At 40.5% G+C, this 24,698-nt stretch carries 24 protein-coding genes and 4 tRNA genes; 3 read left to right on the top strand and 25 right to left on the bottom strand.

The window, feature by feature from the left end:
- The first annotated feature begins 2 nt into the window (after positions 1 to 2).
- The 3 genes from FR7_RS08100 to FR7_RS24615 all read left to right on the top strand — a co-directional run bounded on the left by FR7_RS08100 (position 3) and on the right by FR7_RS24615 (position 2,294).
- On the top strand, positions 3 to 1,205 hold the full coding sequence (locus FR7_RS08100; protein ID WP_007930646.1) for a CynX/NimT family MFS transporter: 1,203 nt from the start codon (positions 3 to 5) through the stop codon (positions 1,203 to 1,205).
- A 200-nt stretch (positions 1,206 to 1,405) separates the two neighbouring features.
- Entirely contained in the window at positions 1,406 to 1,840 is a 435-nt protein-coding gene (locus FR7_RS08095; RefSeq protein WP_007930647.1) for a universal stress protein, read from the top strand.
- A gap of 157 nt (positions 1,841 to 1,997) precedes the next feature.
- Complete coding sequence (locus FR7_RS24615) at positions 1,998 to 2,294, top strand: tyrosine-type recombinase/integrase (protein WP_081489998.1); 297 nt, start codon at positions 1,998 to 2,000, stop codon at positions 2,292 to 2,294.
- 109 nt (positions 2,295 to 2,403) lie between these two features.
- Here the strand turns inward: FR7_RS24615 and FR7_RS08090 are convergent.
- From FR7_RS08090 to FR7_RS07970, 25 genes are all read right to left on the bottom strand, one after another.
- Positions 2,404 to 2,480: transfer RNA gene (locus FR7_RS08090), tRNA-Arg, on the bottom strand.
- A gap of 64 nt (positions 2,481 to 2,544) precedes the next feature.
- On the bottom strand, positions 2,545 to 3,012 hold the full coding sequence (locus FR7_RS08085) for a GNAT family N-acetyltransferase (protein WP_007930648.1): 468 nt from the start codon (positions 3,010 to 3,012) through the stop codon (positions 2,545 to 2,547).
- Positions 3,009 to 4,091 carry an alanine/ornithine racemase family PLP-dependent enzyme gene (locus FR7_RS08080; RefSeq protein ID WP_007930650.1) on the bottom strand — a complete coding sequence of 361 codons (1,083 nt, stop codon included), beginning with the start codon at positions 4,089 to 4,091 and terminating at the stop codon, positions 3,009 to 3,011. The genes FR7_RS08085 and FR7_RS08080 overlap by 4 nt, the downstream gene beginning before the upstream one ends.
- A gap of 88 nt (positions 4,092 to 4,179) precedes the next feature.
- Complete coding sequence (locus FR7_RS08075; protein ID WP_237714762.1) at positions 4,180 to 4,752, bottom strand: hypothetical protein; 573 nt, start codon at positions 4,750 to 4,752, stop codon at positions 4,180 to 4,182.
- A gap of 358 nt (positions 4,753 to 5,110) precedes the next feature.
- The gene (locus tag FR7_RS08070; RefSeq protein WP_007930653.1) at positions 5,111 to 5,323 is read right to left on the bottom strand and encodes a hypothetical protein; all 213 of its coding nucleotides are present in this window, start codon (positions 5,321 to 5,323) and stop codon (positions 5,111 to 5,113) included.
- Positions 5,324 to 5,586: 263 nt separating this feature from the next.
- A tRNA-Arg gene (locus FR7_RS08065) sits at positions 5,587 to 5,663 on the bottom strand.
- Positions 5,664 to 5,681: 18 nt separating this feature from the next.
- A tRNA-Gly gene (locus FR7_RS08060) sits at positions 5,682 to 5,755 on the bottom strand.
- 24 nt (positions 5,756 to 5,779) lie between these two features.
- Positions 5,780 to 5,856 (bottom strand) — tRNA-Pro (locus tag FR7_RS08055).
- A gap of 239 nt (positions 5,857 to 6,095) precedes the next feature.
- The gene (gene sdhB, locus FR7_RS08050) at positions 6,096 to 6,854 is read right to left on the bottom strand and encodes a succinate dehydrogenase iron-sulfur subunit (protein ID WP_007930654.1); all 759 of its coding nucleotides are present in this window, start codon (positions 6,852 to 6,854) and stop codon (positions 6,096 to 6,098) included.
- A 17-nt stretch (positions 6,855 to 6,871) separates the two neighbouring features.
- Complete coding sequence (sdhA, locus tag FR7_RS08045) at positions 6,872 to 8,623, bottom strand: succinate dehydrogenase flavoprotein subunit (RefSeq protein WP_007930655.1); 1,752 nt, start codon at positions 8,621 to 8,623, stop codon at positions 6,872 to 6,874.
- Between the two features lie 22 nt (positions 8,624 to 8,645).
- The gene (locus FR7_RS08040; RefSeq protein WP_007930656.1) at positions 8,646 to 9,260 is read right to left on the bottom strand and encodes a succinate dehydrogenase/fumarate reductase transmembrane subunit; all 615 of its coding nucleotides are present in this window, start codon (positions 9,258 to 9,260) and stop codon (positions 8,646 to 8,648) included.
- A 295-nt stretch (positions 9,261 to 9,555) separates the two neighbouring features.
- Entirely contained in the window at positions 9,556 to 10,113 is a 558-nt protein-coding gene (locus FR7_RS08035; protein WP_007930657.1) for a Fe-S-containing hydro-lyase, read from the bottom strand.
- 14 nt (positions 10,114 to 10,127) lie between these two features.
- Positions 10,128 to 10,973, bottom strand: coding sequence for a fumarate hydratase (locus FR7_RS08030; protein WP_007930658.1), 846 nt, complete (start codon positions 10,971 to 10,973; stop codon positions 10,128 to 10,130).
- A 218-nt stretch (positions 10,974 to 11,191) separates the two neighbouring features.
- Positions 11,192 to 12,595 (bottom strand): aspartate ammonia-lyase, encoded by a 1,404-nt coding sequence (locus FR7_RS08025; protein ID WP_007930659.1) that lies wholly within the window; start codon positions 12,593 to 12,595, stop codon positions 11,192 to 11,194.
- Between the two features lie 261 nt (positions 12,596 to 12,856).
- Positions 12,857 to 13,906, bottom strand: coding sequence for a [citrate (pro-3S)-lyase] ligase (citC, locus tag FR7_RS08020; protein WP_007930661.1), 1,050 nt, complete (start codon positions 13,904 to 13,906; stop codon positions 12,857 to 12,859).
- Between the two features lie 2 nt (positions 13,907 to 13,908).
- A complete protein-coding gene (citF, locus tag FR7_RS08015; protein ID WP_007930662.1) occupies positions 13,909 to 15,450 on the bottom strand; it encodes a citrate lyase subunit alpha in 1,542 nt (513 codons plus the stop codon).
- On the bottom strand, positions 15,450 to 16,322 hold the full coding sequence (locus FR7_RS08010) for an HpcH/HpaI aldolase/citrate lyase family protein (RefSeq protein WP_007930663.1): 873 nt from the start codon (positions 16,320 to 16,322) through the stop codon (positions 15,450 to 15,452). Before FR7_RS08010 ends, citF begins: the two co-directional genes overlap by 1 nt.
- Positions 16,322 to 16,615 carry a citrate lyase acyl carrier protein gene (gene citD / locus FR7_RS08005; protein WP_007930665.1) on the bottom strand — a complete coding sequence of 98 codons (294 nt, stop codon included), beginning with the start codon at positions 16,613 to 16,615 and terminating at the stop codon, positions 16,322 to 16,324. Before citD ends, FR7_RS08010 begins: the two co-directional genes overlap by 1 nt.
- A 122-nt stretch (positions 16,616 to 16,737) precedes the next feature.
- Positions 16,738 to 17,643 carry a hypothetical protein gene (locus tag FR7_RS08000; protein WP_007930667.1) on the bottom strand — a complete coding sequence of 302 codons (906 nt, stop codon included), beginning with the start codon at positions 17,641 to 17,643 and terminating at the stop codon, positions 16,738 to 16,740.
- Positions 17,644 to 17,672: 29 nt separating this feature from the next.
- A complete protein-coding gene (locus FR7_RS07995; RefSeq protein WP_007930669.1) occupies positions 17,673 to 18,923 on the bottom strand; it encodes a methylaspartate ammonia-lyase in 1,251 nt (416 codons plus the stop codon).
- Between the two features lie 76 nt (positions 18,924 to 18,999).
- Complete coding sequence (locus FR7_RS07990) at positions 19,000 to 20,454, bottom strand: methylaspartate mutase subunit E (RefSeq protein ID WP_007930670.1); 1,455 nt, start codon at positions 20,452 to 20,454, stop codon at positions 19,000 to 19,002.
- 5 nt (positions 20,455 to 20,459) lie between these two features.
- Positions 20,460 to 21,842, bottom strand: coding sequence for a methylaspartate mutase accessory protein GlmL (glmL, locus tag FR7_RS07985; RefSeq protein WP_007930671.1), 1,383 nt, complete (start codon positions 21,840 to 21,842; stop codon positions 20,460 to 20,462).
- A 13-nt stretch (positions 21,843 to 21,855) separates the two neighbouring features.
- On the bottom strand, positions 21,856 to 22,272 hold the full coding sequence (gene glmS, locus FR7_RS07980; protein ID WP_007930672.1) for a methylaspartate mutase subunit S: 417 nt from the start codon (positions 22,270 to 22,272) through the stop codon (positions 21,856 to 21,858).
- A gap of 48 nt (positions 22,273 to 22,320) precedes the next feature.
- On the bottom strand, positions 22,321 to 23,277 hold the full coding sequence (locus FR7_RS07975) for a GntR family transcriptional regulator (protein ID WP_007930677.1): 957 nt from the start codon (positions 23,275 to 23,277) through the stop codon (positions 22,321 to 22,323).
- 252 nt (positions 23,278 to 23,529) lie between these two features.
- Positions 23,530 to 24,609: a type II asparaginase gene (locus FR7_RS07970; RefSeq protein WP_007930678.1), complete on the bottom strand. Its 1,080-nt coding sequence runs from the start codon at positions 24,607 to 24,609 to the stop codon at positions 23,530 to 23,532.
- Positions 24,610 to 24,698: the final 89 nt, after the last annotated feature.

Raw genomic sequence — 24,698 nt, 5'->3', positions numbered from 1 at the left:
CCATGATAAAACACAAGAATGTATTACTCGTTTTAGGAATTATCTTTATTGCTTCTAATTTAAGAACTCCGCTGACAGCAGTAGGACCGCTCGTTAGTGATATACGGTCCGATCTTGGTATTTCAAACGGTATGACTGGTTTCCTTACGACACTGCCATTGCTTACCTTTGCCGTACTTTCGCTGCCCTCTTCTAAATTAGGCACCAAAATAGGCAATGAACTTGCCATCTTTCTTAGCCTTATTGTATTAATTGCCGGCATACTACTGCGCTCTGCAGGAGGAAGTGCCGCCTTGTTCGCCGGAACATTTCTGATTGGTACGGGAATTGTGGTTGGTAATGTTCTAATCCCCAGTATTATAAAACAAAAATTCCCCGAAAAAGTAGGATTAATAACCAGTATTTTTTCAATTGCCATGTCTCTCTCGGCGGGAATTTCATCTGGCATGAGCGTGCCGCTTGCCAACGATCTCCATTGGGGATGGCGTCAGTCCCTGCTGGTGTGGATCTTGGTTGCTGTAGCAGCCATCATCTTTTGGCTGCCTCAACTTTATCATCGCGAAAGAGCAGTGAAAGTCGCAAAACCAGCTTCCACTGCTAACTCAGTTTGGCATTCTTCTCTGGCATGGCAAGTGGCCTTCTTTATGGGGCTGCAGTCATTTCTTTTTTATTGCTTCATTGCCTGGTTTCCTGCAGTTCTCCAAAGCCATGGCTTAAGTATGGCAACTGCCGGCTGGCTACTGTCTTTTTTCCAGATCATTGCCATCCCTGCCGCTTTTATCGTACCAATATTAGCTGATCGCCTCAACGACCAACGTGGTATTACGGCAATTTTCTGCCTGGTCTATTTTATGGGACTGCTTGGACTTCTGCTGAGTAAAAATATGATACTGCTCACTACATCAGTTGCCTTGATGGGAGTTGGCGGAGGTGCCTGCATCAGCTTAGCATTTACTTTTATCGGGCTACGCAGCAGCAATGGCGCCCAAGCTGCAGAGTTATCGGGAATGGCTCAGTCTGTGGGCTATTTGTTAGCGGCCGCAGGTCCGATTATAATTGGTTATCTATTTGATTACACGCAAACCTGGACTTCTTCTATTGTCGTATGGCTAATTATCACGTTACTTCTTCTATATGCCGGTCTTGGTGCCGGGCGAAACCGATACATTTTCCCAATGGACGAGCCCAAACAAAGCCCCAATTAAGACAAGCAGAGGTTAGACGCGCGATTACCTGCCAATGGCAAGCGGTCATCAAGGAATGACTGCCTTGGAAAAATTGTTAGCCTACGACAGCCTGAATAACCGTATCCCGTTAACCTATGACCATGTATACGGCAGCCGTTAACAGATATGGTTCATCCTGCGGTACGATAAGTATATTTATGGAAAAGAGGTAGTGAAAAATGATTGATCTGAAAAAAATTGTTGTTGCCTACGACAGCTCCGAACACAGCAGGAAAGCACTGGACTGGGCCATTCACATGGCGCAGCTCGCTCATGCGACAATCGACGTGGTCATGGTTCTGGTTCCCTCCGCCATTAGTACGCGGTCCGCCGGCGCCTATGCGTCTCCAGAAGTGAGAGAAGCAGCGGAACAGGAAATTAAGCAAATTCTTTTAGAAGCCCAGGCTATTTGTGAGGCGAACGACGTTGAGGTCACAACGCATTCGCTCTTTGGCAATGCCGTTAAAGAAATTTTGCTTCCTGCCGATTCCTACCGGGCTGACTTGATTATCTGCGGTACCAGGGGACTGGGTAGCTTTGCCGGCTTATTGCTGGGCAGTGTGGCGCGTACCCTGGTAGCATACACCAAAATCCCCGTAATGGTAATTAAATAGCGAAACTGAAACAAAAAAAGAAGAGCTGCCCGGCACTCTTCGGCTTCCCTTGCAAAACACAGCAGCACGCCAATCAGCGTGCTGCTGTGTTTCCTGTGAGAAAATCGAATAGTAACCGTCAACTCACCTTACGGGCAGTGACACTTACAAACCGGTTATCTGTCATCCGCTACCACACCAGGCAATTGCCCGGCTTTACGCGTCTGCGCCTCATTGCGAAAACACCTCAAAACTTAACATTAGCTTTCACAAACTGCGCCACGACCACGCCAGTCGCCTTTCAGCCAACGGCGTCAGTATCAAAGATGCTCAGTACAGACTGGGCCACAGTACCACGCAAATGCTGCTTAATGTCTACACCCACAGGATATCCGGCGGCCAGGAAAAAATCGCCTCATGGCTCAACTCTTCCTTTCCGGCTGCTCCACTCAATCATGAAACACCACTTCATTGACCGTTTAGAAAATGCAGTTCGGCCGCGTTGTTGTCACGGTTGTTGTCAAACTGCTATAAAAACGAAAAAAAGGTTTTACGAAAACCTCGTAAAACCCTTGAAATATCTATGGTGACCCCGGCAGGATTCGAACCTGCGACCTCTTGATTCGTAGTCAAGCGCTCTATCCAGCTGGGCTACGGAGTCATTGTGTAATTACCTTACTTAAATAGTATAATGGTTTTAACCAATTATGTCAACCATTTTTATTTTATGATTTATTCATAAAATCAGCAAGCGTTAGTTTCATTACTAACCGATTCTCCCCCATCCCATATTCATTCTCTCTACGTTCTATAATCTGAAATCCAAGTTTTTTTTCATATATTGCGACTGCTGCAACATTATTCGGATCTACTGTTAATTCAATTTCTGTAATATTTTCTTGATGTAAGCTCTTAAAACTCTCTTGCAGAAGCCTGGTTCCCAGCCCTTGCCCCCGCCATTTTTTATCCGTAGATACGCCAACCATATATGCTTTTTGAGGACACGTCCAATCTAGCATGTATTGAATCAAACCAACAATTTCTCGATCCTTGCGAATAATAAAAACACGTCCGTGCCTGATGAATGGAACAAGATGCCACTCATTCATTCCACCATGACCAAAGGCACTTATTTCTAACTCTACTAATCGCTTTATCAAAGCCGGTTCAACACTTTGCACCAATTCAATCATAATATCCCTCTTTTGAATTTTTTTGTAACATAACTAGAATCACTCACCGAAAGCAATCCAGAATAAGATAAGGAAAATTCAACATCGTCTCCTACCTTTATTTGTTCCTCACAATCTGTAATATCAAGAATTAAATGATCACTACTTGCCCCCATAACTTTTATGCTTTCCCGGACTGGAACAATCCCTTCTACATCCACATCTTGTTTACCTAAAGCTAAAATCGCTCGATTACGTACTCCCTTATCAATGAATTGAGGTATATTCCCAAATGCATCTCTACCAATGTCTCCAGTCGGTACAGAAGGCTTACATTTTACCTCAATTACCTCAGCTCTAAGCAGAAAGGCATCTTGCAGCAACCAGGGTATTTTGCGGTTATGCGTTGTATCCGTACCTAACAAAATACCCTCACCAATACGCAGTTGATTAATTCCCACAGGAACATTGTTCTTCTCTACCAAAGATAAGCTAGAAGTTCCACCACCTGAAATTACTTCTAATCGTATTCCTACTTTTTTCTCTATCGCTTGTACTAATGTAACTAAAATCCCTAGATTTTCTGGACTGGGTAAGATTCCACCAAAACATCCCATATTCGTCCCCAAGCCTAATAAATGTACTCCTTTTAAACTAGAAATTTGCATCACAGCATCAAGAACTTGATCAATCATCAATCCTTCCCGAAGATCACCTACATCTACCATTAAAATTATATTATGTCTCTTTCCTAACCTTTTGGCAGTTTCCGATAGAGCCTTTATTACTGTCATTTCCGAATTAATACTCGTATCGGCATACCGAATAATTGTTTCAACATTACTTAATCGTGGAAGTCTTAATAATGTCATTTCCTGGTTAAAATTTCGTTTGCGAAGCTCTATGATATTTTCAAGCCTGGCATCCGCTAAGCCATCAACGCCTCCTTCTACCATAGCTGATACAATCTGATGCATAGCGCTAAACCCTTTAGTTACTCCCAATACTGCAATTCCCAAACGGTGACATCTTTCTACGACTTGAGAGGTATTATATATAATTTTATCTAAATCGACTTCCAGAATTGTAGTATCATCCATATTCTACCCTCCGCTAGTACATCATTACGCGCCTCGCAATAATGAATCATTAATATATCTATCTTTAGTTTCTTACATTTTTAGTTTTTTATCTCACCTGCGCAAAATCAAAATAAAAATTATGCTTCCGTTTATCCTTTGTAGAAATTGATAATATAACAGGCTTATCATAAACTATATTTTTTTCTAAAAAATATACATAGCATTGTAATCTATATGTAGGTTTTTCGGTACTTTTTGCCATCTTTTCTGCTATAGGAGGTATAACCACCTGATATGCTTTTGCGGAGGCATCACCTTGCTTTAAAGTAACAACAGCGTTCTGACCAAACTTCTCCTGAGAACCATACAAAGTCACGCTAAAGGTCAGATAACCATTATAATTTGTTAAGATATCTTCACTGTCCTTTAACTGAGGGCTTATTCCTTTCAGGCGCTTCTCTCTTGCATCAGTAGCAATTAATAAAAACTTCGTATATAGATACGCTTTTTCGGAAAACTCATTAAGCCTTGGTGTTTTTTCTTCATAAGAAATCCATGGCAATAAGAACTCTTCCCATTCCATATGAGCATGCTTTTCCCCATAATACTGTGCTGCTTTAATTTCATCTCTATTAATAAGAGATATGGCAAAAGCCTGATTGCATACCAATACCAGCAATACGAAAATGGACCCTAGTATTCTCATAATAATACCTCCTAATGATATAATATCTTTCCGTCTAAAAAGTGATACTCGTACAATAGACATGCCACTGACTTTACTATGCTTTGTTTAAACAAAAAGGCAGAGCCTTCTATACAGACTCCACCTTCCTTTCTTTATCTATATAGATTACAACGATCTAAAGATATATCCAAGGATATAATATAAAATTCAATATACATCTCTTCTAAATAGCTGTTTATAAATGTACTAACATTATATAGAATATTCATAGTAAAATCAATAGAACAGAATCGAGCAATTAAGAAATACAGCAACGAGCATCATTACTGCTCATTATGTTCCTTTTATTTCATTCTCCGCTGCCCTCTTCTAATAACCAGAGTTCATCTTCCGGAACAACAATTAATTTTTTTTCATTGCCGCATTCCACTAAATATATCCAGCTATAATTAAGAAATCGATAACTAACAATAACTCCTTTCACTAAAGAGCTTCCAAATAATGTTCGCTTCTCAAACGATACTTTATCATTGTTTTTATATCTGTTAATTTTATTATCCACTAGTATTTTCCCTCCTTGCTCGCTATTAATCGATACCAGCCTGGTAAAGGCAATTTACTTACAAGCATCAAAAGCTATTAACGTCATTATCCATCTTCCATTTACAGATATAGTTATTATGACCACTACATAAAAGAAATATGACCTTCCAATATAGAAGTCTAATTAAATTTAAATTCTAACGCTGCATCTACGAGATGTCCTATTGCACTTTTAGACAATAAAAAAAAGCTTGCACAGTATGCAAACTTTCAACTTCTTAATGGTGTGCCTGGCACGATTCGAACGTGCGACCCACGGCTTAGAAGGCCGTTGCTCTATCCAGCTGAGCTACAAGCACATATTTTTTTGACATAAATGGAGCGGGTGAAGGGAATCGAACCCTCGTAACTAGCTTGGAAGGCTAGCGCTCTACCATTGAGCTACACCCGCACATAAATTGGATACTAATTTTGATGGTCGGAGCGGCAGGATTCGAACCTGCGACCCCCTGGTCCCAAGCCAGGTGCTCTACCAAGCTGAGCCACGCCCCGTTAATCACATTATCTATTATAATATATTCCAGGGAAATTGTCAAATACTTTTTAAAAAGTATTTTTTATGTCTACTCATAAATCAACTGTAGCCGAGCATTTTTCTCGGCTACAGCCAACTCACAAATAATATAATAACATAATTAAATTATTATGTCAATATTGTTTTCCAAGAATCTGCATATATCTCAGTGGTAAATTACTTACTTTTGTGGATACATGAGATCTTGCCAACTAGCTTACTTATTAAACAAGCTCTTAAGTGCTTGCTTATTCGTATCACGATTTAGTTTCGCAATATACTCAGTCAGCTTAATATCTTTAGGGCATGCTTGTACGCAGTTTTGGCTATTGCCGCAACTTGCCAATCCACCCTTTTCCATCAAAGCATCTAGACGCTCTTCTTTCTGATATTCACCAATTGGGTGCAGATTAAATAGATGTGCTTGTGCAATAGGAGCCGGTCCTATGAATTCAGAACTCCGATTTACATTTGGGCAAGCATCCATGCAACAACCGCAAGTCATGCAACGAGAGATTTCATAAGCAATAGTTGCAGTTTTTGGATTCTGACGCGGAGCATCATTATGAACTTCCCAGGTTCCATCTACATCTACCCATCCGTGTATGCGCTTTAAACTTTCAAACATTACCGAACGGTCAATCGCAAGGTCACGGATAACAGGGAAGGTTCTAGCTGGACTCAAACGAATTGGTTGTTCTAGATGATCAATTAGAGCAGCACAAGCCTGTTGCGCTTTACCGTTGATTACCATCATGCAAGCACCACAAACCTTTTCCAAACAGTTACATTCCCAAACAACAGCAGTTGTCTTTTTGCCGTCTTTTGTTACAGGGTTCTTTTGAATTTCCATAAGAGATGCAACAACATTAAGCGCAGGACGATAATCAACTTCAAACTCTTCTGTATAGGGCTGGGAATTAGGACCATCTTGTCTTTCTATGATAAAATGTACTTTTTTCTTTATTTCCGCCATTATTATCTACCTCCTTCTTACTCTTTCTTGGCAACAGCATAGTTACGAGGACGGGGTTTAACCAATGAATGATCAAAATCAGCATAACTGATCTGCGGTTCTTCTGTTTCTTGATCATACGCCGCGACTGTTATTTTCATGAAGCGTTCGTCATCACGGGTTGGAAATTCACGTTTATAGTGAGCCCCACGGCTTTCATCACGCATACGTGCTGCTCTTGTTACAACTAAAGCATAAATAATCATATTGCGAAGCTGTCTTGCGAACATACCTTCCTGGTTTGCCCAGCTTGATTTATCGCCTATGCCGATATTATCCCAACGTTTAAGAATTTTCTTTACTTCATCAAAACAATAATCAAGGTCTTTATTTACACGTTCAATGGTAACGTATTTGTTCATTACCTCACCAAGTTCATGGTGAAGTTCATGCGCATTTTCCGATCCATCCATTTTTAAGATAGCTTCATATTCTTCTTGGCACTCTTTTGCTGCTTTTGCTAAATCTTCATCAGTAAGTTCTGAACCTCTTTCTCCTTCTTTAGCCCAGCGCATAGCTTCCGGACCGGAAACAGTACCAGAATAAGCAGCGGAAAGAAGTGAGTTTGCACCAAGACGGTTCGCACCGTGATATTGATAGTCACATTCACCAGATGCCATAAGGCCAGGAATGTTTGTGTTATGTTTTGCATCTACCCAGATACCACCCATGGAATAATGAACAGATGGATAAATTTGCATTGGCACTTTACGTGGGTCATCACCAACAAATTCGGAATATATTTCCAAAATACCGCCTAATTTACGTTCAAGGTAATCTGCTGGAATATGAGAAAGATCAAGATATACTTTGTTTTCACCATTAATACCAAGTTTTTGATTTACACATACATCGTAAATAGCACGAGATGCCACGTCACGAGGTACAAGGTTACCATAAGCAGGGTACATTTCTTCTAAGAAGTACCATGGTTTACCATCTTTATATACCCAAACACGTCCACCTTCACCACGACAAGCTTCAGACATCAAACGGTTTTTATCTGAACCAGGAATAGCTGTTGGATGGATCTGAATAAATTCAGGGTTACCAATAAGAGCGCCTTGCTGATATACAGCAGATACTGCTGAACCATTGCAGATTGTCGAAGCAGTACATCTACCGAATACCATACCTGGACCACCTGTTGCAAGGATAACTGTATCAGCACGGAAAGCTCTGATTTCCATAGAATTCATGTCTTGTGCTACGATACCGCGGCAAACGCTTTCTTTATTTTTAATAATTTTAATGAATTCCCAGAATTCATATTTCTTAACAGCACCTTTTACTTCCCATGCACGAACTTGTTCATCAAGTGCATAAAGAAGCTGCTGACCTGTTGTGGAACCAGAAAATAAAGTACGTTTATTTTTCTGACCACCAAAATTACGAAGGTCAAGTAAACCTTCTGGTGTACGAGTAAATGTAACACCCATACGATCGAACATTTTAATTAATTTTGGAGCGGCTTCGCACATGCCTTTTATTGCAGTCTGATCGGCAAGGAAGTCACCACCATAAACAGTATCATCAAAATGTTCATGGACACTATCATTTTCACCCTTTGTATCCATACAAGCATTCATACCACCTTGTGCACAAAGGGAATGAGAACGTTTTACCGGGCAATACGAGAATAATTCTACTTCGCCGCCAGCTTCACAAATTTTAAGTGTTGCCATGAGGCCGGATAAACCGCCGCCAACAACTATAATTTTCTTTTTCACTAAGCTCTCTCCTTACTTTAAATTATTTCACAAAATGTGTAAGAGCTGTAAGTCCTACACTAGAAATGAGTACAAATAATGCCAAGGTTGCGATACTCACAACACGCTGTCCACGTGGTCCTGATACGATTCCCCAAGTAATTGAAAAACCAAACAATCCATTGGTAAAATGGAAAACGGATGATAACAAACCAATTACATAGAATCCAAAAGTTAAAGGATCAGATAACACATTGTGCATAAAATCATAACCAATCAAATGACCGCCCATTGCTTTGCCGACAATACGCAATGTCCATACATGCCAGATAATGAAAACAAAGGCAATATAAGCAGTAATGCGTTGTAAGTAGAACATCCAATTGTTCCAGTAACCATAACGAAGTGGGTTATTTTTTGCTTTTAAAGCATACACCACACCTAAAATACCATGAAAAGCAATTGGCATTCCGATTGCGATGATTTCAATTGGAACCAAAAAAGGCATAGCTGCAAGTGCCGCTACGGATTTATCAAAATTCGCAGGGCCCCCCATTACTGTTGATACAGTAAATATATGCTCCAATAAAAATGCACCCAATGCTATAACACCAGATAGAGAATGAATACGACGAATCCAAAAATCAAAATTCTTCATGCTTTTACCTCCTGTAATATTTACATAGTTGGTATAAATTTCTTACCAACACACTGTACAAATAAAGCTAGTTCGACACTGTTTGGTTTTTTCCTTTAATAAATTTACATAAATGTGAATTTATTCGCAAGTGTCTTTTTTACTAAGCAGAAAAGTTTTATCCTATGGACCAAGTAACCCTAGGCCACTCCTCTATCAGCAGCAGCCCCTGTGCACTTGGTCCTTTCTACTTTAAATACTTTTCAGCTGTCTTTAGCTTGTCCGACTCAAGATCGCTCTATTACTTAATTGACGATTATATTTTACGATAGGGCTTTTGACCTTCTTCGTAATAGTTATTGCCATCACAGTCAATCGCTACTATTGCAGGAAAATCTTCTACTGTAAGCTTAGCCAATGCTTCTGCGCCCAATTCAGGATATGCTAACACCTCATAGGCTTTAATGGTTTTTGCAATCAAAGCTGCTGCACCGCCAATAGCTACCATGAACACTGTACTATTTTTTTTCATAGCTTCCACTACTTCTGGAGAGCGATATCCCTTACCGATCATGCCACTAAGACCTTGTTCAATCATCTGTGGTGTATACTTATCCATACGTCCAGCAGTGGTCGGACCAGCTGAACCAATAGGATCTCCTGGTTTTGCCGGCGTAGGTCCCAAATAATATACAATTTGATTTGTAAAATCTACAGGTAATTTTTCGCCTCGGTCAAGAGCTTCTGTCATTACCTTATGAGCTGCATCACGAGCACTAAAGATCGTTCCAGTAATTAACACACTATCACCAGCTTTTAAGGAACGAGCCATTTCTTTTGTTAATGGAGTGGTAATCCGTTTTACTTCTGCCATCTTCTCTACACCTCCTAAAGTTCAACTTCAGCATGCCGTGTGGCATGGCAATTAATATTAACAGCAACTGGTAAACCCGCAATATGGGTAGCAAAATATTCAACATTTACTGCTAAAGCTGTAGTTACCCCACCTAGTCCTTGAGGACCTACACCTGTTTTGTTAACCATCTCTAATAATTCTTCTTCCAATTTCGCATATTCAGGATGATCATTACGTTTGTTGACAGAACGCAAAAGAGCCTTTTTAGCGAGTATTGTAGCCTTTTCCATGGTTCCGCCTACACCTACGCCAATGACCATCGGAGGACAGGCGTTAGGTCCTGCTGTTTTTACCGTATCAAGAACAACTTTTTTCAGACCTTCAACACCATCAGCAGGTACAAGCATTTTTAAGGCACTTTTATTTTCGCTGCCAAAACCTTTAGGCGCTAGTTTAATTTTAACTTTGTCACCAGGTACAATGCTAGTATGTAAAATCGCAGGAGTATTGTTTGTAGTATTTTTACGATTAAACAAAGGCTCGGCCACTACGGATTTACGCAAATAGCCTTCTGTATAACCTTTAGCAACACCGGCATTTACTGCCTCTTCTAAACTGCCACCTACCAAATGAACATCTTGTCCTACTTCCATAAATACTACTGTCATACCAGTATCCTGACAAATAGGTCTTTGTTCATTTTTAGAAATATTGGCGTTTTCTACGAGCTTTCCAATAATTTCTTTACCTAAAGCCGATTCTTCTTTTCTTCCAGCTGACACTAAAGCGTCATACACGTCCTCGGACAAATAATAGCAAGCATCCATGCACATTTTTGCTATCGCCTGAGTAATTTGCTCTACCTCAATTGTACGCATGCTCATCCCCCTATTCTAATATTCAAGTGTATTATATCACAAACTTTTCAGGTAAACCACTCACTCTATCACAATAATATAAATTTTATAGAATATTTGCGTTATATAACTATTTTTATAGTAACGCAACTCTATACATAGTCTTCCCATAAGATTTACGGTCAAAAAGTACACTGTAAATGCACTTCTTGACCGTAAATTCACCATATTCATTTCAATTATTTTAAGAATTGTTTTCCAGCGATACCAGGTTGTGTCATTTCACTTGGTGATAAAATAATTTCTAATTGAGCAGCTGTTAATAGACCTTTAGAAATAACCAGTTCTTTAACAGATGCTCCTGTTTTTAAAGCCTCTTTTGCAATTGCAGAAGATTGCTCATATCCAATATGAGGTAACAGCGCCGTCACAATTCCTACACTCTTATCAATCATCTCACGACAACGTTCTTCATTAGCTTCAATATCTTTCACGCATTTATGATTTAATGTATTGACTACATTTGTTAATATCGTTAAAGAATTAAAGAGATTATATGCCATGACCGGCTCCATAACATTTAATTCAAACTGTCCATTTTCTACAGCTAAACTAATAACCAAGTCATTGCCAATTACTTGATACGCCACTTGATTCACAACCTCGGGAATGACAGGATTTACTTTGCCAGGCATAATCGATGACCCCGGCTGCCTTGCAGGAAGAGAAAGTTCTCCCAAACCGCAGCGTGGTCCCGATGACATAAGTCTTAAATCACTGGCAATTTTACAAAAAGCCAAGGCCGTAACTTTGAGGGCACTGGAAATTTCAGCAATCTGATCGGTATTTTGGGTAGCATCCACTAAATTAGCAGCAGAATGAATCTCTTCACCTGTTAAGCGGGAAAGTTCTTCTATCACAAAGGCAATATATTCTGGTTCCGCATTTAGACCAGTTCCAACAGCAGTAGCTCCCATATTCACAAAATGCATATTCTTAACATTTTCTCTAATGCGTTTGATTGCTCGTTTAGTAGCCTCTACATATGCATAAAACTCTTGTCCTAATGTAATAGGCACTGCATCTTGCAAATGGGTACGACCCATTTTCAAGATATGATTAAAGCTGTCTCCCTTAACAGTAAAAGCAGCTGCCATATCTTCTAATGCAGCAATCAGCTTTTTGGCCTTTGTAATGGTACAGATGCGCATAGCTGTTGGCATGACATCGTTAGTAGATTGCGCCATATTTACATGATTATTAGGTGAAATAAGCGCATAATTGCCCTTTGCCTCACCTAATATTTCAAGTGCTCGATTTGCTATGACTTCATTAGCATTCATATTCATGGAAGTTCCCGCTCCACCTTGGATGCAGTCCACTATAAATTGATCATGCAGCTTTCCCTCAATGATCTCTTGCGCTGCTTGCACAATAGCATTGCCAATTTTGATTGGCATACGGCCAGTTCTCATGTTAGCTTTGGCTGCTGCTGCTTTTACAATACCAAACGATGCAATAAAATCAGTATTCATTCTATGACCAGTAATAATAAAGTTTTCTAAGGCTCTAGTCGTTTGTACTCCATAATAAACTTCATCTTGTATTTGTATTTCTCCTAGAAAATCATGCTCAATGCGCACAAAACAGCACCTCCACTATTCTTTTACTTGATTATAGCATGGCAATTGTATTTTGTATACATTATTCTTATGATTTATTGCAAAATTCTTTCTATTTTGCAAGTAAGAAAAAATACATATCTATCATGCATTAAAAGTTGTTTATCTATACACATGTTAGCAGTCAGAAATAGAATATAGGGATAAACGGTATTATATAATAAGCAATTAATCTCTATATTCATTTCTGACCGACTCTCTTATTTATTTTCAATACATCCTTTAATGTCTCGATATACTGCTTTGTATTTTTTCTATAATAGGAATAGCTGCAGGAGAGCGAAGGAATTGATAAGTCGTATCTGGTACTAAAGTCTGAATTTCCTCCCATTCTTCCTGCCTTAAGAGTTCTCGAACCCTCGAGGCACTCACAGCATCTCCCTGAACAGAAATCCTTGGCATTTCCAGCACATTAATCCCATGCTGTGGTAAAATTTCGAGCATTGCTTGGTTATAAGCCTTTGTCACTAAGCAATACGGTTCATCCCCCATATACCGGCAAGTAATCCCCATGGCAGGTGCAATATGTTTAGCAAAAATAGTAGCATCCAGCCTTGTCTGCGCTGTTACCGTTTCGTCTCCCTTGGTAAAATAGCCAGGAAATGTAGCAGCCGACACAATATATTTACCTCCTGGCAGCACGACTACGTTATCATAGCCGGCTAATCCCTGCTTCACCAAAGAAAAGCGGATGTCAAAAGGGAATACAGATCCCTCTTCACTGACTACTAATACCACTACAGCTGCATTTTCTTTAGCTGCTTTGGCAATTACCGCCTGATGTCCCAAAGTAAAAGGATTGCAGTTTACTACTAAGCCAGCTCTTTTTCCTGAAGGCAGATGGACTGTCAAAGCAGCCATCTCCTTACAATACGAATCAATCGACCCGATACCAGCTTCTAAAAGCACCGCATATGGATCTGCCCGACCAACTTCTTTAAATCCTAATGCACTAAATAAATGCGCCTTGTCAGGCTTGGTGAAAATAAAATAATGATAGATTCCCCGCCGTCCTGCTTCCTGCATTAAATGGCTGACGACTGCTGACGTCAGACCTTCCCCCTGCAGTGACTCATCAATCGCAATGTTACGCAATACTTCTCCAGCAAACGAACCTGTCGCTACAATAGAATCATCTTTATATAAGGCAATGGTATAGTCTACTTGTTCAGTAAAGGTTAAGGAAAATCTGGAGAGAAACTCTCTCACGGCACTAACCTGTCTAGCATTATTCAGATTGATTACCCGCTCTTCCATAGTGCCCCACAACATCACTAGCCCTCCACTTGACGCACAACATCGATAATCGTGCCATCACGATATTCTACTACTGCAACTATCTTTTCGCCTGTCTTTACTGCTTTAGGGGCTCCGGCTATTTTCTCTGCCAATTGCTTTAATTCTTGTATATCTTTTACCGGCAATCCTGCTGCCAGGAATTTTTCTTTTAAATCGGCTCTAAGAGGATTTACTGCCACACCTCTTTCTGTAACAAGAACATCAATCGTTTCACCTGGAGTCGTGGCTGTAAGCACTTTATCCACAATAATGGGCAAACGTCCACGTAATAAATTGGCTACGATGATCGTAACTTTTGCACCTGCCGCTGCATCTGCATGGCCGCCTGAACCACCCATAATAACGCCATCGGAGCCTGTAACTACATTCACATTAAAATCAGTGTCCATTTCTGTAGCTCCTAGAATGACCACATCCAGCTGATTAACGGCGCATCCGGCATTAAATGGACTTGCATAAAAATCAGCACCAATTTCTAAGTGATTTGGATTGGTAGATAAAGAACGAATCGCTTCTAAGTCAAACCCCTGAACATCCATCAATTTCTTAAACAAACCGCTTTCCAGCATATCCACCATATAGCCAGTAATGCCGCCTAAGGCAAAACTCCCCACAACATTATCCTTCTCCATCATTTTCCGGACAAAAGCAGCCGTTGCTAAGGAAGCCCCACCTGCACCTGTTTGAAATGCAAATCCATTTTTTATAAGTCCAGTAGCTTGAATTACTTTTGCTGCCGTTTCAGCAATTTTAAGTCCAACTGGATCTTTCGTAATACGAGTCGTACCCGAAACAATACCTTTAGGGTCCCCGACACATTCTACTTTTACTACATAATCTACCCTCGTCTGAGGTATGGATATAGGTGATAGAGGGTATTCACCTATATAATCCGTCACAGCCACTACATAATCTGCATATTGAGCATCAGGAAAAGCATAACCGAGTGAACCGCATGCTGCCGGACCTTCTACACCATTTAGGTTACCATATTCATCAGCTGCCGGCGCTGCAATAAACGCCACATCGATTTTAAGCTGACCACATTCAATCCCTCGTCCGCGTCCGCCATGAGTACGCAGAACGACAGGTTTATCAAATAATCCTTTCGATACAGCCTGAGCGACTGGACCGGACATATAATTCGTATCAAGTCCCGTTACCACACCATTTTTTACATGTTCAATAATCGGTGCATGTACAGGAAAGACAGAACTTAACGCAACGGTTAGGTTTTTCAATCCTAACTGCGCCGCAGTTGCCAGGACCATATTTACAACGCCATCACCATTTCGGAAGTGATGATGAAAAGACAAGGTCATTCCATCGGTTACGGGTATCTTTTTAAATACTTCAACTAAGTTATCGACCAATTTGCGATCGGCAGGTTTTATGGTTTTGACCTTAGGTGCCTGACGTGTCATTTCTGGTACGGTAGCAAAAGCACCAGCAAAGGGCTTTATTGCTGCTATGCCGGAAATGGTTTCAGGTATTTCACGTCCAATTGCATTTTTCATTATTTTTCTCCCCCCATCAAACCTAACAATTCTGCTAAATGCAAGATGCGTTCTGCACGATTTACAATTGGCAAATCCACCATCTTACCATTTAATGACGCCACACCTGATCCTTCAGCTTCTGCTTTACGAATGGCATGGATGACTTGCTGGGCCCAATCAATATCATTTAGACTTGGGTTAAATACAGTATGAATTACATCAATCTGCCTAGGATTGATGGACAATTTCCCCTTGAAGCCCAATCTCTTAGCCAGCTGTGTATCGGCAAGCAGACCTTCTTCGTCATTCGCATCGGTATAAGGAGTATCAATGGATTGAACATTCGCAGCCGCAGCTGCATTGATAACAATGGTACGTGCTGTAAAGATCTCAGTACCTTCTTTGGTACGCATAGCCCCCAGACCTGCTGTATAATCTTCTGCACCTAAAGCAAGAGCAACTACCCTCGGGTCCGCCTTCGCAATATGATACGCTTCGACAATCCCGCAAGGTGTTTCTAATAGAGCAATAATCTTCACAGGTGTTTGCTCTGGTTTTTCCGCCGCGGCAATCATAGCAGCCACTTGATGAATATCAGCTGCACTTTCTACTTTTGGCACTAGAATTGCATCAGGGCAACATGGAACAATCGCTTTAATATCCACAGCAGCAAAGGTATCTAAAGGATTAATCCGAACCACAGTTTCACTAACTCCATAATCCACAGTGCGCAGAACCTGGGCAACCAAAAACCGGGCTGCATCTTTTTCCATGGGAGCCACAGCATCTTCTAAATCCAGAATAACCGAATCTGCGCCAAATACACCGCCATTTTGCAGCATTCCGGGATTATTTCCTGGAATAAATAACATACTTCTTCTTAAATCCATTATATGATTTCCTCCTTTAGCACAGCACCTGCCCGGCTTAATGCAGCCAGAGTCCGAGCGCAGATGGTACAATCCAGCGCTCCCCGGTCTACTGCCTTAATATAGATATCCGTAATCCCCTGATCCTTCACCGTTTTCTCTAAGATGATCTTAATATCTTCACCGTACTGAGCCAGGACAATACTTTCTAATTCAATAACAATACCGCTTCCTTGGGTACCAGGAGCTACAGTAATCATAACATCACTTGATTCTAAGGTTCCCGCTTGAGCAGTTTTTGCAATACTTGCCATTTTTCTAACCTCCTAATGAAAATTCTTTATATGTATCTTTGTGCAATCATGATTTTGATGCTCTTATGGGTACTGCCTTCTCTTGAAGAAGACAGTACCCATTTACAGCTAATTATACACTTTTACAATGATGCATGAAAGATCATGCTGGAAAAACCATCAAGATTCTCTTCTAATGGTCCTACCAAGCCAATAATAAGGTAAGTTTTCGTTTTAGGGTCATATTTATATTCATGGAGCAGACGAAAACCTTCAATATCTTCCGTATTATGCACATGGGTCCGCGGTCCCGTACACGCCCATGAAACATCACCAATTTCAATATGCCCTTCATCTGAGTAACAAACCTTCAGCCCCTCATCAATGAATGCTTTAACCTTTTTTTCAACTTCCTTTAGATCGGCATCAAGCTCTACAGGATATTCCAGGACAAAACCATGATGTACATCTCTGTGACCAAAAGGCAAGATAGCACCATAATCTTTTAATAAAATACTCTCTGTCAGATCTTCAGCAGTATGAGCCATTTTACGATACTTTAAAGTCTTTACAACCACATCAGCAATTTCCTGGGGAAAAGGACCAAAAACATTAGGACGAACAGCGATAACCTCCCCGCCTACGCCTAAGAGCACGTCAGCATTCGCCCCCAGTGCAGGATATAACAGATCAAAATGTTCTACTATGACCCGTTTATCATGAGATAATGCTTTTTTAATAGCATCTGCTAATACATGAAGTTGAGTAAATGCCAACTCAAAACGAATATCAATATGATAGGTATGACTGGAAAAGAAATCTTTTTCAATATTTTTGAGCAAAGGCAAGGGACGTACATTTACACCATCATCATCATTTGTTAATTCTAATCCAGGAAACATACCTTTAATTAAGGAAGATTTACCTGCACCAGGACCACCAACAATGCCAATTAGACGATCCAATGGTGACAAATAACGTTCACTAATCTGCTGCCCCAGAACAAACATACGATTACGTCCTCTGGGTGCAAAATAACTAGCATACATTAATTGCTCATGCATTAACATTCTCATATTTACGCCTTACGAGCCTGGCGAACAGCCAAGATACGCTGCATTTCATTATATACAATCATAATGCCTTCATCCACGCCCATGCCTGGTTTTGCTAACATCTGTACTGGTTTGGTTGCCATAGCAAGATGTACACAAACCTGTGCGGAACGATCTGTTTCGTTGCAAGTACCGCCTTGGTATGCACCTACGCCTTTTTCTTTACAATATAAAACAGCTTCGATGGTATTGTTAATTCCGCCTAAATCCGGTGTTTTGATTTGCAGCATATCACCAGCATTATTATCAGCAAAATATTTAATATCTTCCAGTGTATTGCACCATTCATCAGCAACCACTTCTACATTGATCTTTTCTTCGTGCAAACGAGCCGTAATTTCTTTTAACGCTAACATTTGTTTTTCGCGATCTTCTACGTCCATTGGGCCTTCAATGCGAAGTTTTAAAGGAGCAGCCGCTTTTTCTAATTCACGGAAGTAAGAGACCATTCTTTCGGTATCCAAATCAAAGGCAGCACCAATTGTACCGTATACATCAATGTGCAGTACAGGATTATAAGAATTGCTGGTACGCAAGCTTAGTATCCGATTCTTCAGCCAAGTAACATATTCAAGCAGCAATTCACCATTCTTGCCTAATTTTTCTTCTACATTATTAATTAAGGCATGAGGTAATACCTGCGCCCCTTTGATGATCATTTTATCAGCATTATCATAGCGATTATCCCCAGACTGGGTAAAAATATCGATTGCGGTTTCACTAACAGTCGTATTATATTCTTCTGCAACTACTTCACACATCAATTTATGTTTTGCTTTGGAGACAGCATCTAAAATTGCTTGGGTTACGCCATAACGCAGTGCAGTATGGATGAGTTTACCTGTTTTAGCATCAACCATGCTGTCAATTTCGCCTGCCAATTGTCTAAAGGAAGTTAATTCACGACCCACGAGACGTGGTTTAATTTCTTGTTCAATCACAGGAATAAAATCTTCGGCTAAAAACAAAGGGTCACGTCCGCCTGCTCCGCTGTATTGTACAGCAGCACAATCGCCGTAAGCCACTTGTCCATCTTCTAATACGATCATTACGGATACAGCTTCCCCAGTTTGACGAATGGAATGAAATCCAGGAGTAACCGTTTCTCCTACATAGCTAAAACCATCATGCTGAGCTCCCGCTTTAATAGCCCGTTGATCATCAAAATAAAAACCAGTACGACCTTTTGAACATACAACATTTACAATTTTCATGATTACACTCTCCATTCCTTTTTATGTAGGGCGGCATAAGGCAGAATACCTTTTGCCGCCCTGCTGAATTTAAGATTTATTTATTAGGTCTGCCTACTAAGCGTCCCTTGGAAATCGCATAAATATCATCAATTACCATTTGGAAACTTGCTTTACGTCCTTCTTCTTTTGCACGAGCATCAATTTTAGCTTTATGGAAGTCAATAATATCCTGTGTGAAAGGTAGATTTCCTACATCAAATAATCGTACAGCGCCGTTATTATCACGGGCTGGCAGAATTTTATTCAAGGAATACTGGCTAGGAGCAAAAGGTACGTCCAGAACGCCGGCCTCAAAGGCACGAACACTGCCAGATGCAAAATCTCCATTGCCAAGTTCAAAAACTTTATCCAAAATACAACGGGTTTCTGCTTTTATCATTTCCACTTCGATATCTACTTCCGCAGTCATCGGGAATGGTTGGTCTGCCAGCATATTGATTAATTGCTTCGTTGCGCGAAGTCCCATCGCATTAGCTTCTTTGGTAGGAATCCCTAAGGCTTCATGAGGAGTCTTAACAATAACTTTCGTAGCCTTTGCTAAAGCAGCAGCTGCTGCGCCCCAAGAAATTACAGCAAATGCCTTTGCTTCATCTTGCGGGAATCCGCCCATCCATTGATGGAATACAGTTGTTAATATGCAGTCGCTATATCCATGTTTTACCAAATACTCTTCTGCCAGCTGCTCTAAGGCTTTAATCGCTGCAACGTCTTGGAATAGATTACCACATTGGCCATAACCTAATGTAATATTTTTAACACCCTGCTCCGCTGCCAAAATACCTTCAATGATGGCTACTGCATGAGAAATGCAAGGTGGTACTAACGTACCTGTCAAAGGTCCAAAAGGCTCTCTGTTAATTTCAATGCCATGCTCAGCATAAATACCTACCAAGCGGTCATTATACTGCCAATCATAAATTGTTTTTTCTAAAGAAACACTTTTGGCATAAGGAATATTATAGGAGATACCGCCACCCTCATAGGATGTAAATCCACCTGCTAACGTGATTTCTGTTAATAAGCGGGCATCCGGCGTACCATGACGTACTTGCAATGGACCATCTACACTTTCTACCAGCTTACGTACACCATGAACTCCATGATTTACTGCTGGAAAACCATTTAGCAAGGAACGGCCGGCTTTCATACTTTCTTCAATTGCATTTGCACAATTTTCATATTGGTTTTGACGAGTATAACTATCAATCGTAGTTGGCAGAAGATCCGCTTCTCCCTCTGTACGCAAAAAGTTCAAGAGATTAATATGTTCATCTAATAATGCAACCCCTGCTCTAGGCTGAGTTAAGGTTTCACCATTCTTCTTCGCTTTTACTAAACGCTTTGCAAAATGCTTTTTCGCTGGGATTGTTTCATGATATTTAACAGCTTCTTCAAAATTTACATCAGCACCTGTTGGCCAATGTTTCAATATTTCTTCGCGTACACCATAGAAGTGATCATGTGTCCACTTTTTATTTTTCAATTCCATTACTGCTACCCCCGCACAATATATTTTTTCATCATTCTTACTGCTACATCCGGATATACTTCACCCAATAACCCCATGGATGCCATAATGTACTCTTCATCAATCAAGTACTTTGGACATTCAGGTTTTAACATTTCAGGCGTACTTTCACTGTATGCTGCACCCTTTAGAATTTCTTTCGGCTGTTCATGATGGACAATTACGCCACCAGTACCTACCACCGTCTTAACATCACTCAGATCCTTGCCTTTTTGTACAAAAGCAGAACCAAAACATGTAAATATCGTTTCAAGCTGTCCGACATGGCGTTCCACCGCCAGGGAAGTACAAGCTTTCCCCATGGCGATTTCTACTTTTTTTTCAATTTCATTTTGTGGTAAATATTCAATATTCGCTTCGACCTTTTGCACATATGCCTCCACATCCTCTGCAGAAACATGGGCATAATCTGCAATCCTTTTGGCACCAGCTGCTTTAAATAAAGCTGTCGCACTATACCGCATCCCCAGATCGCCTTCGACTGTACGTTTCGCAAAGGGTTCTGGCAGTCCTCGCAAGGCTACATTGGTTTTAGTAGGATCACCTTTGGCAATGGAATATACATCCGTAGTTGCGCCACCAATATCCACTACCATTAAGTCACCTAGACCAGACTCATATTCGGTACCTTTGCTTAAGAGTTCTGCAGCCTTTAATACCGCCGCCGGCGTAGGCATAACAACATCATCAACAAACTGATTTGCTTTATTGAGACCTTTCGCTTCCACAATCCGCCTTAAGAATACACCGCGAATCGTTTCACGTGCAGGCTCAATATTTAGTTCATTTAACTTCGGCATTACATTTTCAGTATGTACTACCTCCGTCATGGCTTCCAATAATGTCCTGACTACTTGAGGTGCTACCGATTTATTACCTGCCACAATGACAGGAATATCTTTGCCAAGGGTAGTAAGCATTCTAGCATTATGCAGAATCACTTCTTTATTACCGCCATTGGTACCACCAGCTAATAGAATAATTTCCGGTTGCAACTGAGCTATTTCTTGTATTTCATATTCATTTAATTCGTTACCATATACACCCATAATTTTGGCGCCAGCACCTAGAGCCGCACGTTTGGCAGCTTCTGCTGTAAGTTCAGGCACCAATCCAACGGCTACCATTTTCAATCCACCGGCTGCACTAGAGCAGCCTAATACTTTTGAAAATGTTAGTTTACCCGTCTTGAGGAACAAGGCATCGATCGCCTGATTTAGTCCATTCATAATATCAGTTTCTACAGTAGTTATACCACGAGCAGTGCCTAATACTATTTCATTGTCAACATCCACTGCAGTAATTTTGGTATAAGTACTCCCAAAATCAATCAGTAAAATATGATTCATCATCAAGACTCCCTTATAAACCTAAATCATTCTTTAAATCAATGACCACTTGATCAGGAAGTATGCCTGGCTCATAGACTCTGTCATAACCCATTTCAATAAATTTATCGTGTACTTCCGTAAAATCAGTTTTACCAACTACCAAATTTCCGCCAACATATAATAAAATGTCACCTAAGCCGGACTCACGGCAGCGTTCTCTCAATCCCCGGCAATCAATTTCCCCATGTCCATATAAGGAAGCGACGAGAATGGCTTTTGCATCCGTTTCAATAGCTGCATTTACAAATTCTTCTTGAGGAACCAACACCCCTAAATTAACTACTTCAAATCCTGCGGAAGTAAAGGCATAGTTTAAAATTTTGTTACCTACTGCATGACAGTCAGCTCCAATAACCCCCAAAACCACTTTTACTTTATTGTTTTCCATCCTAACTACTCCTTTGCTATTAAAATCTATATCTAGTATTTCTACTATCTAAAGTGCTTGACTGACTAACTTCATCAGAACCTGGTTCAAGGAACCGCGATCAATTTCATAATAGAACGTAATCACTTCCTGACTTTCACTCACCATTTGGCGTACAAGTATTTCACGTTCTTCACTGACAATTACTGCTTTATAATTAGCAATCATCCTATTAATCTCTGAGAAATCACTTGATTGGACTATTGTAAAATCCAAATGATTAATTGATGTCTTCTCCAGTAAATTTTGCAGATTGGATACAAATGCATCGCTCTTTGCCACAATTGCCACTTGCGTGTTTGCCGGCAAGCGGGCCAATTTGATAACTGCATCAAGATTTGGAACCGTAGCTACGCCAATTACTTTACTTGCCTTTCCCAGTAAGCCAACAACTGCTGCTTGATGCCCCAACGTCGTAACAACTAAGTCACAAGCCTGCAATAATTCAATGGGAGTTCGTCCTTCAATTAATTCTGCTAAGATTACCCTTTCAAATCGTACGTTTGCAATTTGACCAATCTGGTTAATAAAGCGTTGAATGAATTCAGAAGCACAATCAACAACAGCCACTCGCAATTCTTTAACAGCTTGATTCTTTTCAATGGCCCGGATACTGGCAATTGCCGCAAATTGATCTACTGTGAAACCTAGCTCTACTACTTTTGCCATGGCATCATCAATAATTTTGACCAATCTCTCCCGTCTTCCACCGACGACTTCCGCTTCCGCATCATCCGTAGCCGTCTTTACAAACGTTCCACGTCCTTGCTGCGCTTCGAGCACACCCTCCAGCAAAAGTTCTTTGTAAGCAGCGCTGACAGTATTGCGACTCACACCTAATTCGATAGACAATTCTCTTTCTGTAGGTATTTTAGCACCCGATACATACTCTCCAGATTTTATTTTATCCAAAATGTATGTTTTAATTTGCAAATAGATCGGAATACCCACTCGCTGTAAAATCATAATCGCACCTCACAATTGGCTTAATCCATTAATCCAATTTATTAACCATGATTAATTATGTCATATTTTTCGCAAAAATGCAACCCGTCTCATAGCATCATACAGAAAGTATTATAAATATTCAAAAAACTACTGCTGCCATTTTTTTTAAAAGAACCGCATGGATTTTGGCGGCACCATCGTGTTTACAGACACATAGCGTCATCCATCCTCGCGGTTCATTGCATATACAAAATTCAATCCAGTATGACTTTAATATTTCCAGAACATTTGTTGAATTTCATTTACATTAGTAGTTTTGGTGAGAGCCAGCATTAATAAAATGCGCGCTTTCTGGGGATTCAGGTTATCACTGGCAATAAAACCATACATGTCATCATTTGCTTCCCCATTACGAGCGATAATCCCACTGCCAACACGGGCACTCCTTACAACAACTACGCCATTCTTAAGAGCATTCTCAACTGCAGGATATTCCGCTTTTCCAATACTGCCGTTACCGGTTCCAGCATGAACAATTCCTTTTGCACCAGCATGTACAGCAGCATCAATCATAGTACCAGCATTGCCGGCATAATGATACACAATATCAACACGAGGCAATGACGTCAGGTTAGTGACATCAAATTCCGTCGCCACCGTATTTTTACGTAAGGATTGACGATAGAATACAGGTTTATCACCAGTAAATACCCCTAGTGCACCGCTAATTGGTGATTGAAACGTATCAACACGGTCAGTGATCGTTTTTGTTACCTCTCGTCCGGAATGGATCGTGTCATTGAGCATTACCATGACACCGCTGCCAGCAGCTTCTTTCGTACCAGCAAGAATAACAGCACGATACAAATTGAGAGGACCGTCAGCACTCATTGCAGTACCAGGACGCATCGAGCCAACAAGTACAACCGGTTTTTCACTTTTCACTACTAGATCAAGAAAATATGCGGTTTCTTCTAATGTATCTGTTCCATGAGTAATAACGATGCCATCTACGTTATCTTGAGCAAGAAGTTGATTGACACGTTTGGCCAGAGTTAACCAATTTTCCATGGTTATACTTTCACTGGCAATTTGAAAAACTTGTTCTCCCCGTACATTTGCAACTTTAGTCAATTCGGGGACATTAGAAATAAGTTTGTCTACGGCAGTAACAGCAGCTGTATACCCTACAGTTGTAGTACTGCTGACACCTGCACCAGCAATGGTTCCTCCTGTTGCAAGAATTACAACATTAGGTTTTTCTGGAGTTTCTGCCGCAAAAGCGACTACCTGTAAACAGACCAGTAAGAGACAAAGGGTTACAAAAATACCGAGAATACGTTTCTTCATAATACCACCCCTTATAAAATTTGATCATCATAAGACAATCAAGATGCTACTTCGTATAGCTCTATCCAAAATCCTTTCTAAAAACCGCA

Source organism: Pelosinus fermentans DSM 17108 (assembly GCF_000271485.2).
GTDB lineage: Bacteria > Bacillota > Negativicutes > DSM-13327 > DSM-13327 > Pelosinus > Pelosinus fermentans.
Note: the sequence above shows the minus strand (reverse complement) of the source record. Positions and strands in the feature narration are given on the sequence as shown.

Excerpts from the sequence above, each read along its gene's own strand:
- FR7_RS08000 (WP_007930667.1), bottom strand. The coding sequence starts at position 17,643 with ATGTATGCTAGTTATTTTGCACCCAGAGGACGTAATCGTATGTTTGTT.
- FR7_RS07990 (WP_007930670.1), bottom strand. The coding sequence starts at position 20,454 with ATGGAATTGAAAAATAAAAAGTGGACACATGATCACTTCTATGGTGTA.
- citC (WP_007930661.1), bottom strand. The coding sequence starts at position 13,906 with ATGTTGTGGGGCACTATGGAAGAGCGGGTAATCAATCTGAATAATGCT.
- FR7_RS07970 (WP_007930678.1), bottom strand. The coding sequence starts at position 24,609 with ATGAAGAAACGTATTCTCGGTATTTTTGTAACCCTTTGTCTCTTACTG.
- citF (WP_007930662.1), bottom strand. The coding sequence starts at position 15,450 with ATGAAAAATGCAATTGGACGTGAAATACCTGAAACCATTTCCGGCATA.
- FR7_RS08010 (WP_007930663.1), bottom strand. The coding sequence starts at position 16,322 with ATGGATTTAAGAAGAAGTATGTTATTTATTCCAGGAAATAATCCCGGA.
- FR7_RS07975 (WP_007930677.1), bottom strand. The coding sequence starts at position 23,277 with ATGATTTTACAGCGAGTGGGTATTCCGATCTATTTGCAAATTAAAACA.
- FR7_RS08080 (WP_007930650.1), bottom strand. The coding sequence starts at position 4,091 with ATGGATGATACTACAATTCTGGAAGTCGATTTAGATAAAATTATATAT.
- FR7_RS07995 (WP_007930669.1), bottom strand. The coding sequence starts at position 18,923 with ATGAAAATTGTAAATGTTGTATGTTCAAAAGGTCGTACTGGTTTTTAT.
- glmS (WP_007930672.1), bottom strand. The coding sequence starts at position 22,272 with ATGGAAAACAATAAAGTAAAAGTGGTTTTGGGGGTTATTGGAGCTGAC.
- FR7_RS08095 (WP_007930647.1), top strand. The coding sequence starts at position 1,406 with ATGATTGATCTGAAAAAAATTGTTGTTGCCTACGACAGCTCCGAACAC.
- FR7_RS08030 (WP_007930658.1), bottom strand. The coding sequence starts at position 10,973 with ATGCGTACAATTGAGGTAGAGCAAATTACTCAGGCGATAGCAAAAATG.
- citD (WP_007930665.1), bottom strand. The coding sequence starts at position 16,615 with ATGGCAAGTATTGCAAAAACTGCTCAAGCGGGAACCTTAGAATCAAGT.
- FR7_RS08040 (WP_007930656.1), bottom strand. The coding sequence starts at position 9,260 with ATGAAGAATTTTGATTTTTGGATTCGTCGTATTCATTCTCTATCTGGT.
- sdhB (WP_007930654.1), bottom strand. The coding sequence starts at position 6,854 with ATGGCGGAAATAAAGAAAAAAGTACATTTTATCATAGAAAGACAAGAT.
- FR7_RS08035 (WP_007930657.1), bottom strand. The coding sequence starts at position 10,113 with ATGGCAGAAGTAAAACGGATTACCACTCCATTAACAAAAGAAATGGCT.
- FR7_RS08085 (WP_007930648.1), bottom strand. The coding sequence starts at position 3,012 with ATGATTGAATTGGTGCAAAGTGTTGAACCGGCTTTGATAAAGCGATTA.
- glmL (WP_007930671.1), bottom strand. The coding sequence starts at position 21,842 with ATGAATCATATTTTACTGATTGATTTTGGGAGTACTTATACCAAAATT.
- FR7_RS08100 (WP_007930646.1), top strand. The coding sequence starts at position 3 with ATGATAAAACACAAGAATGTATTACTCGTTTTAGGAATTATCTTTATT.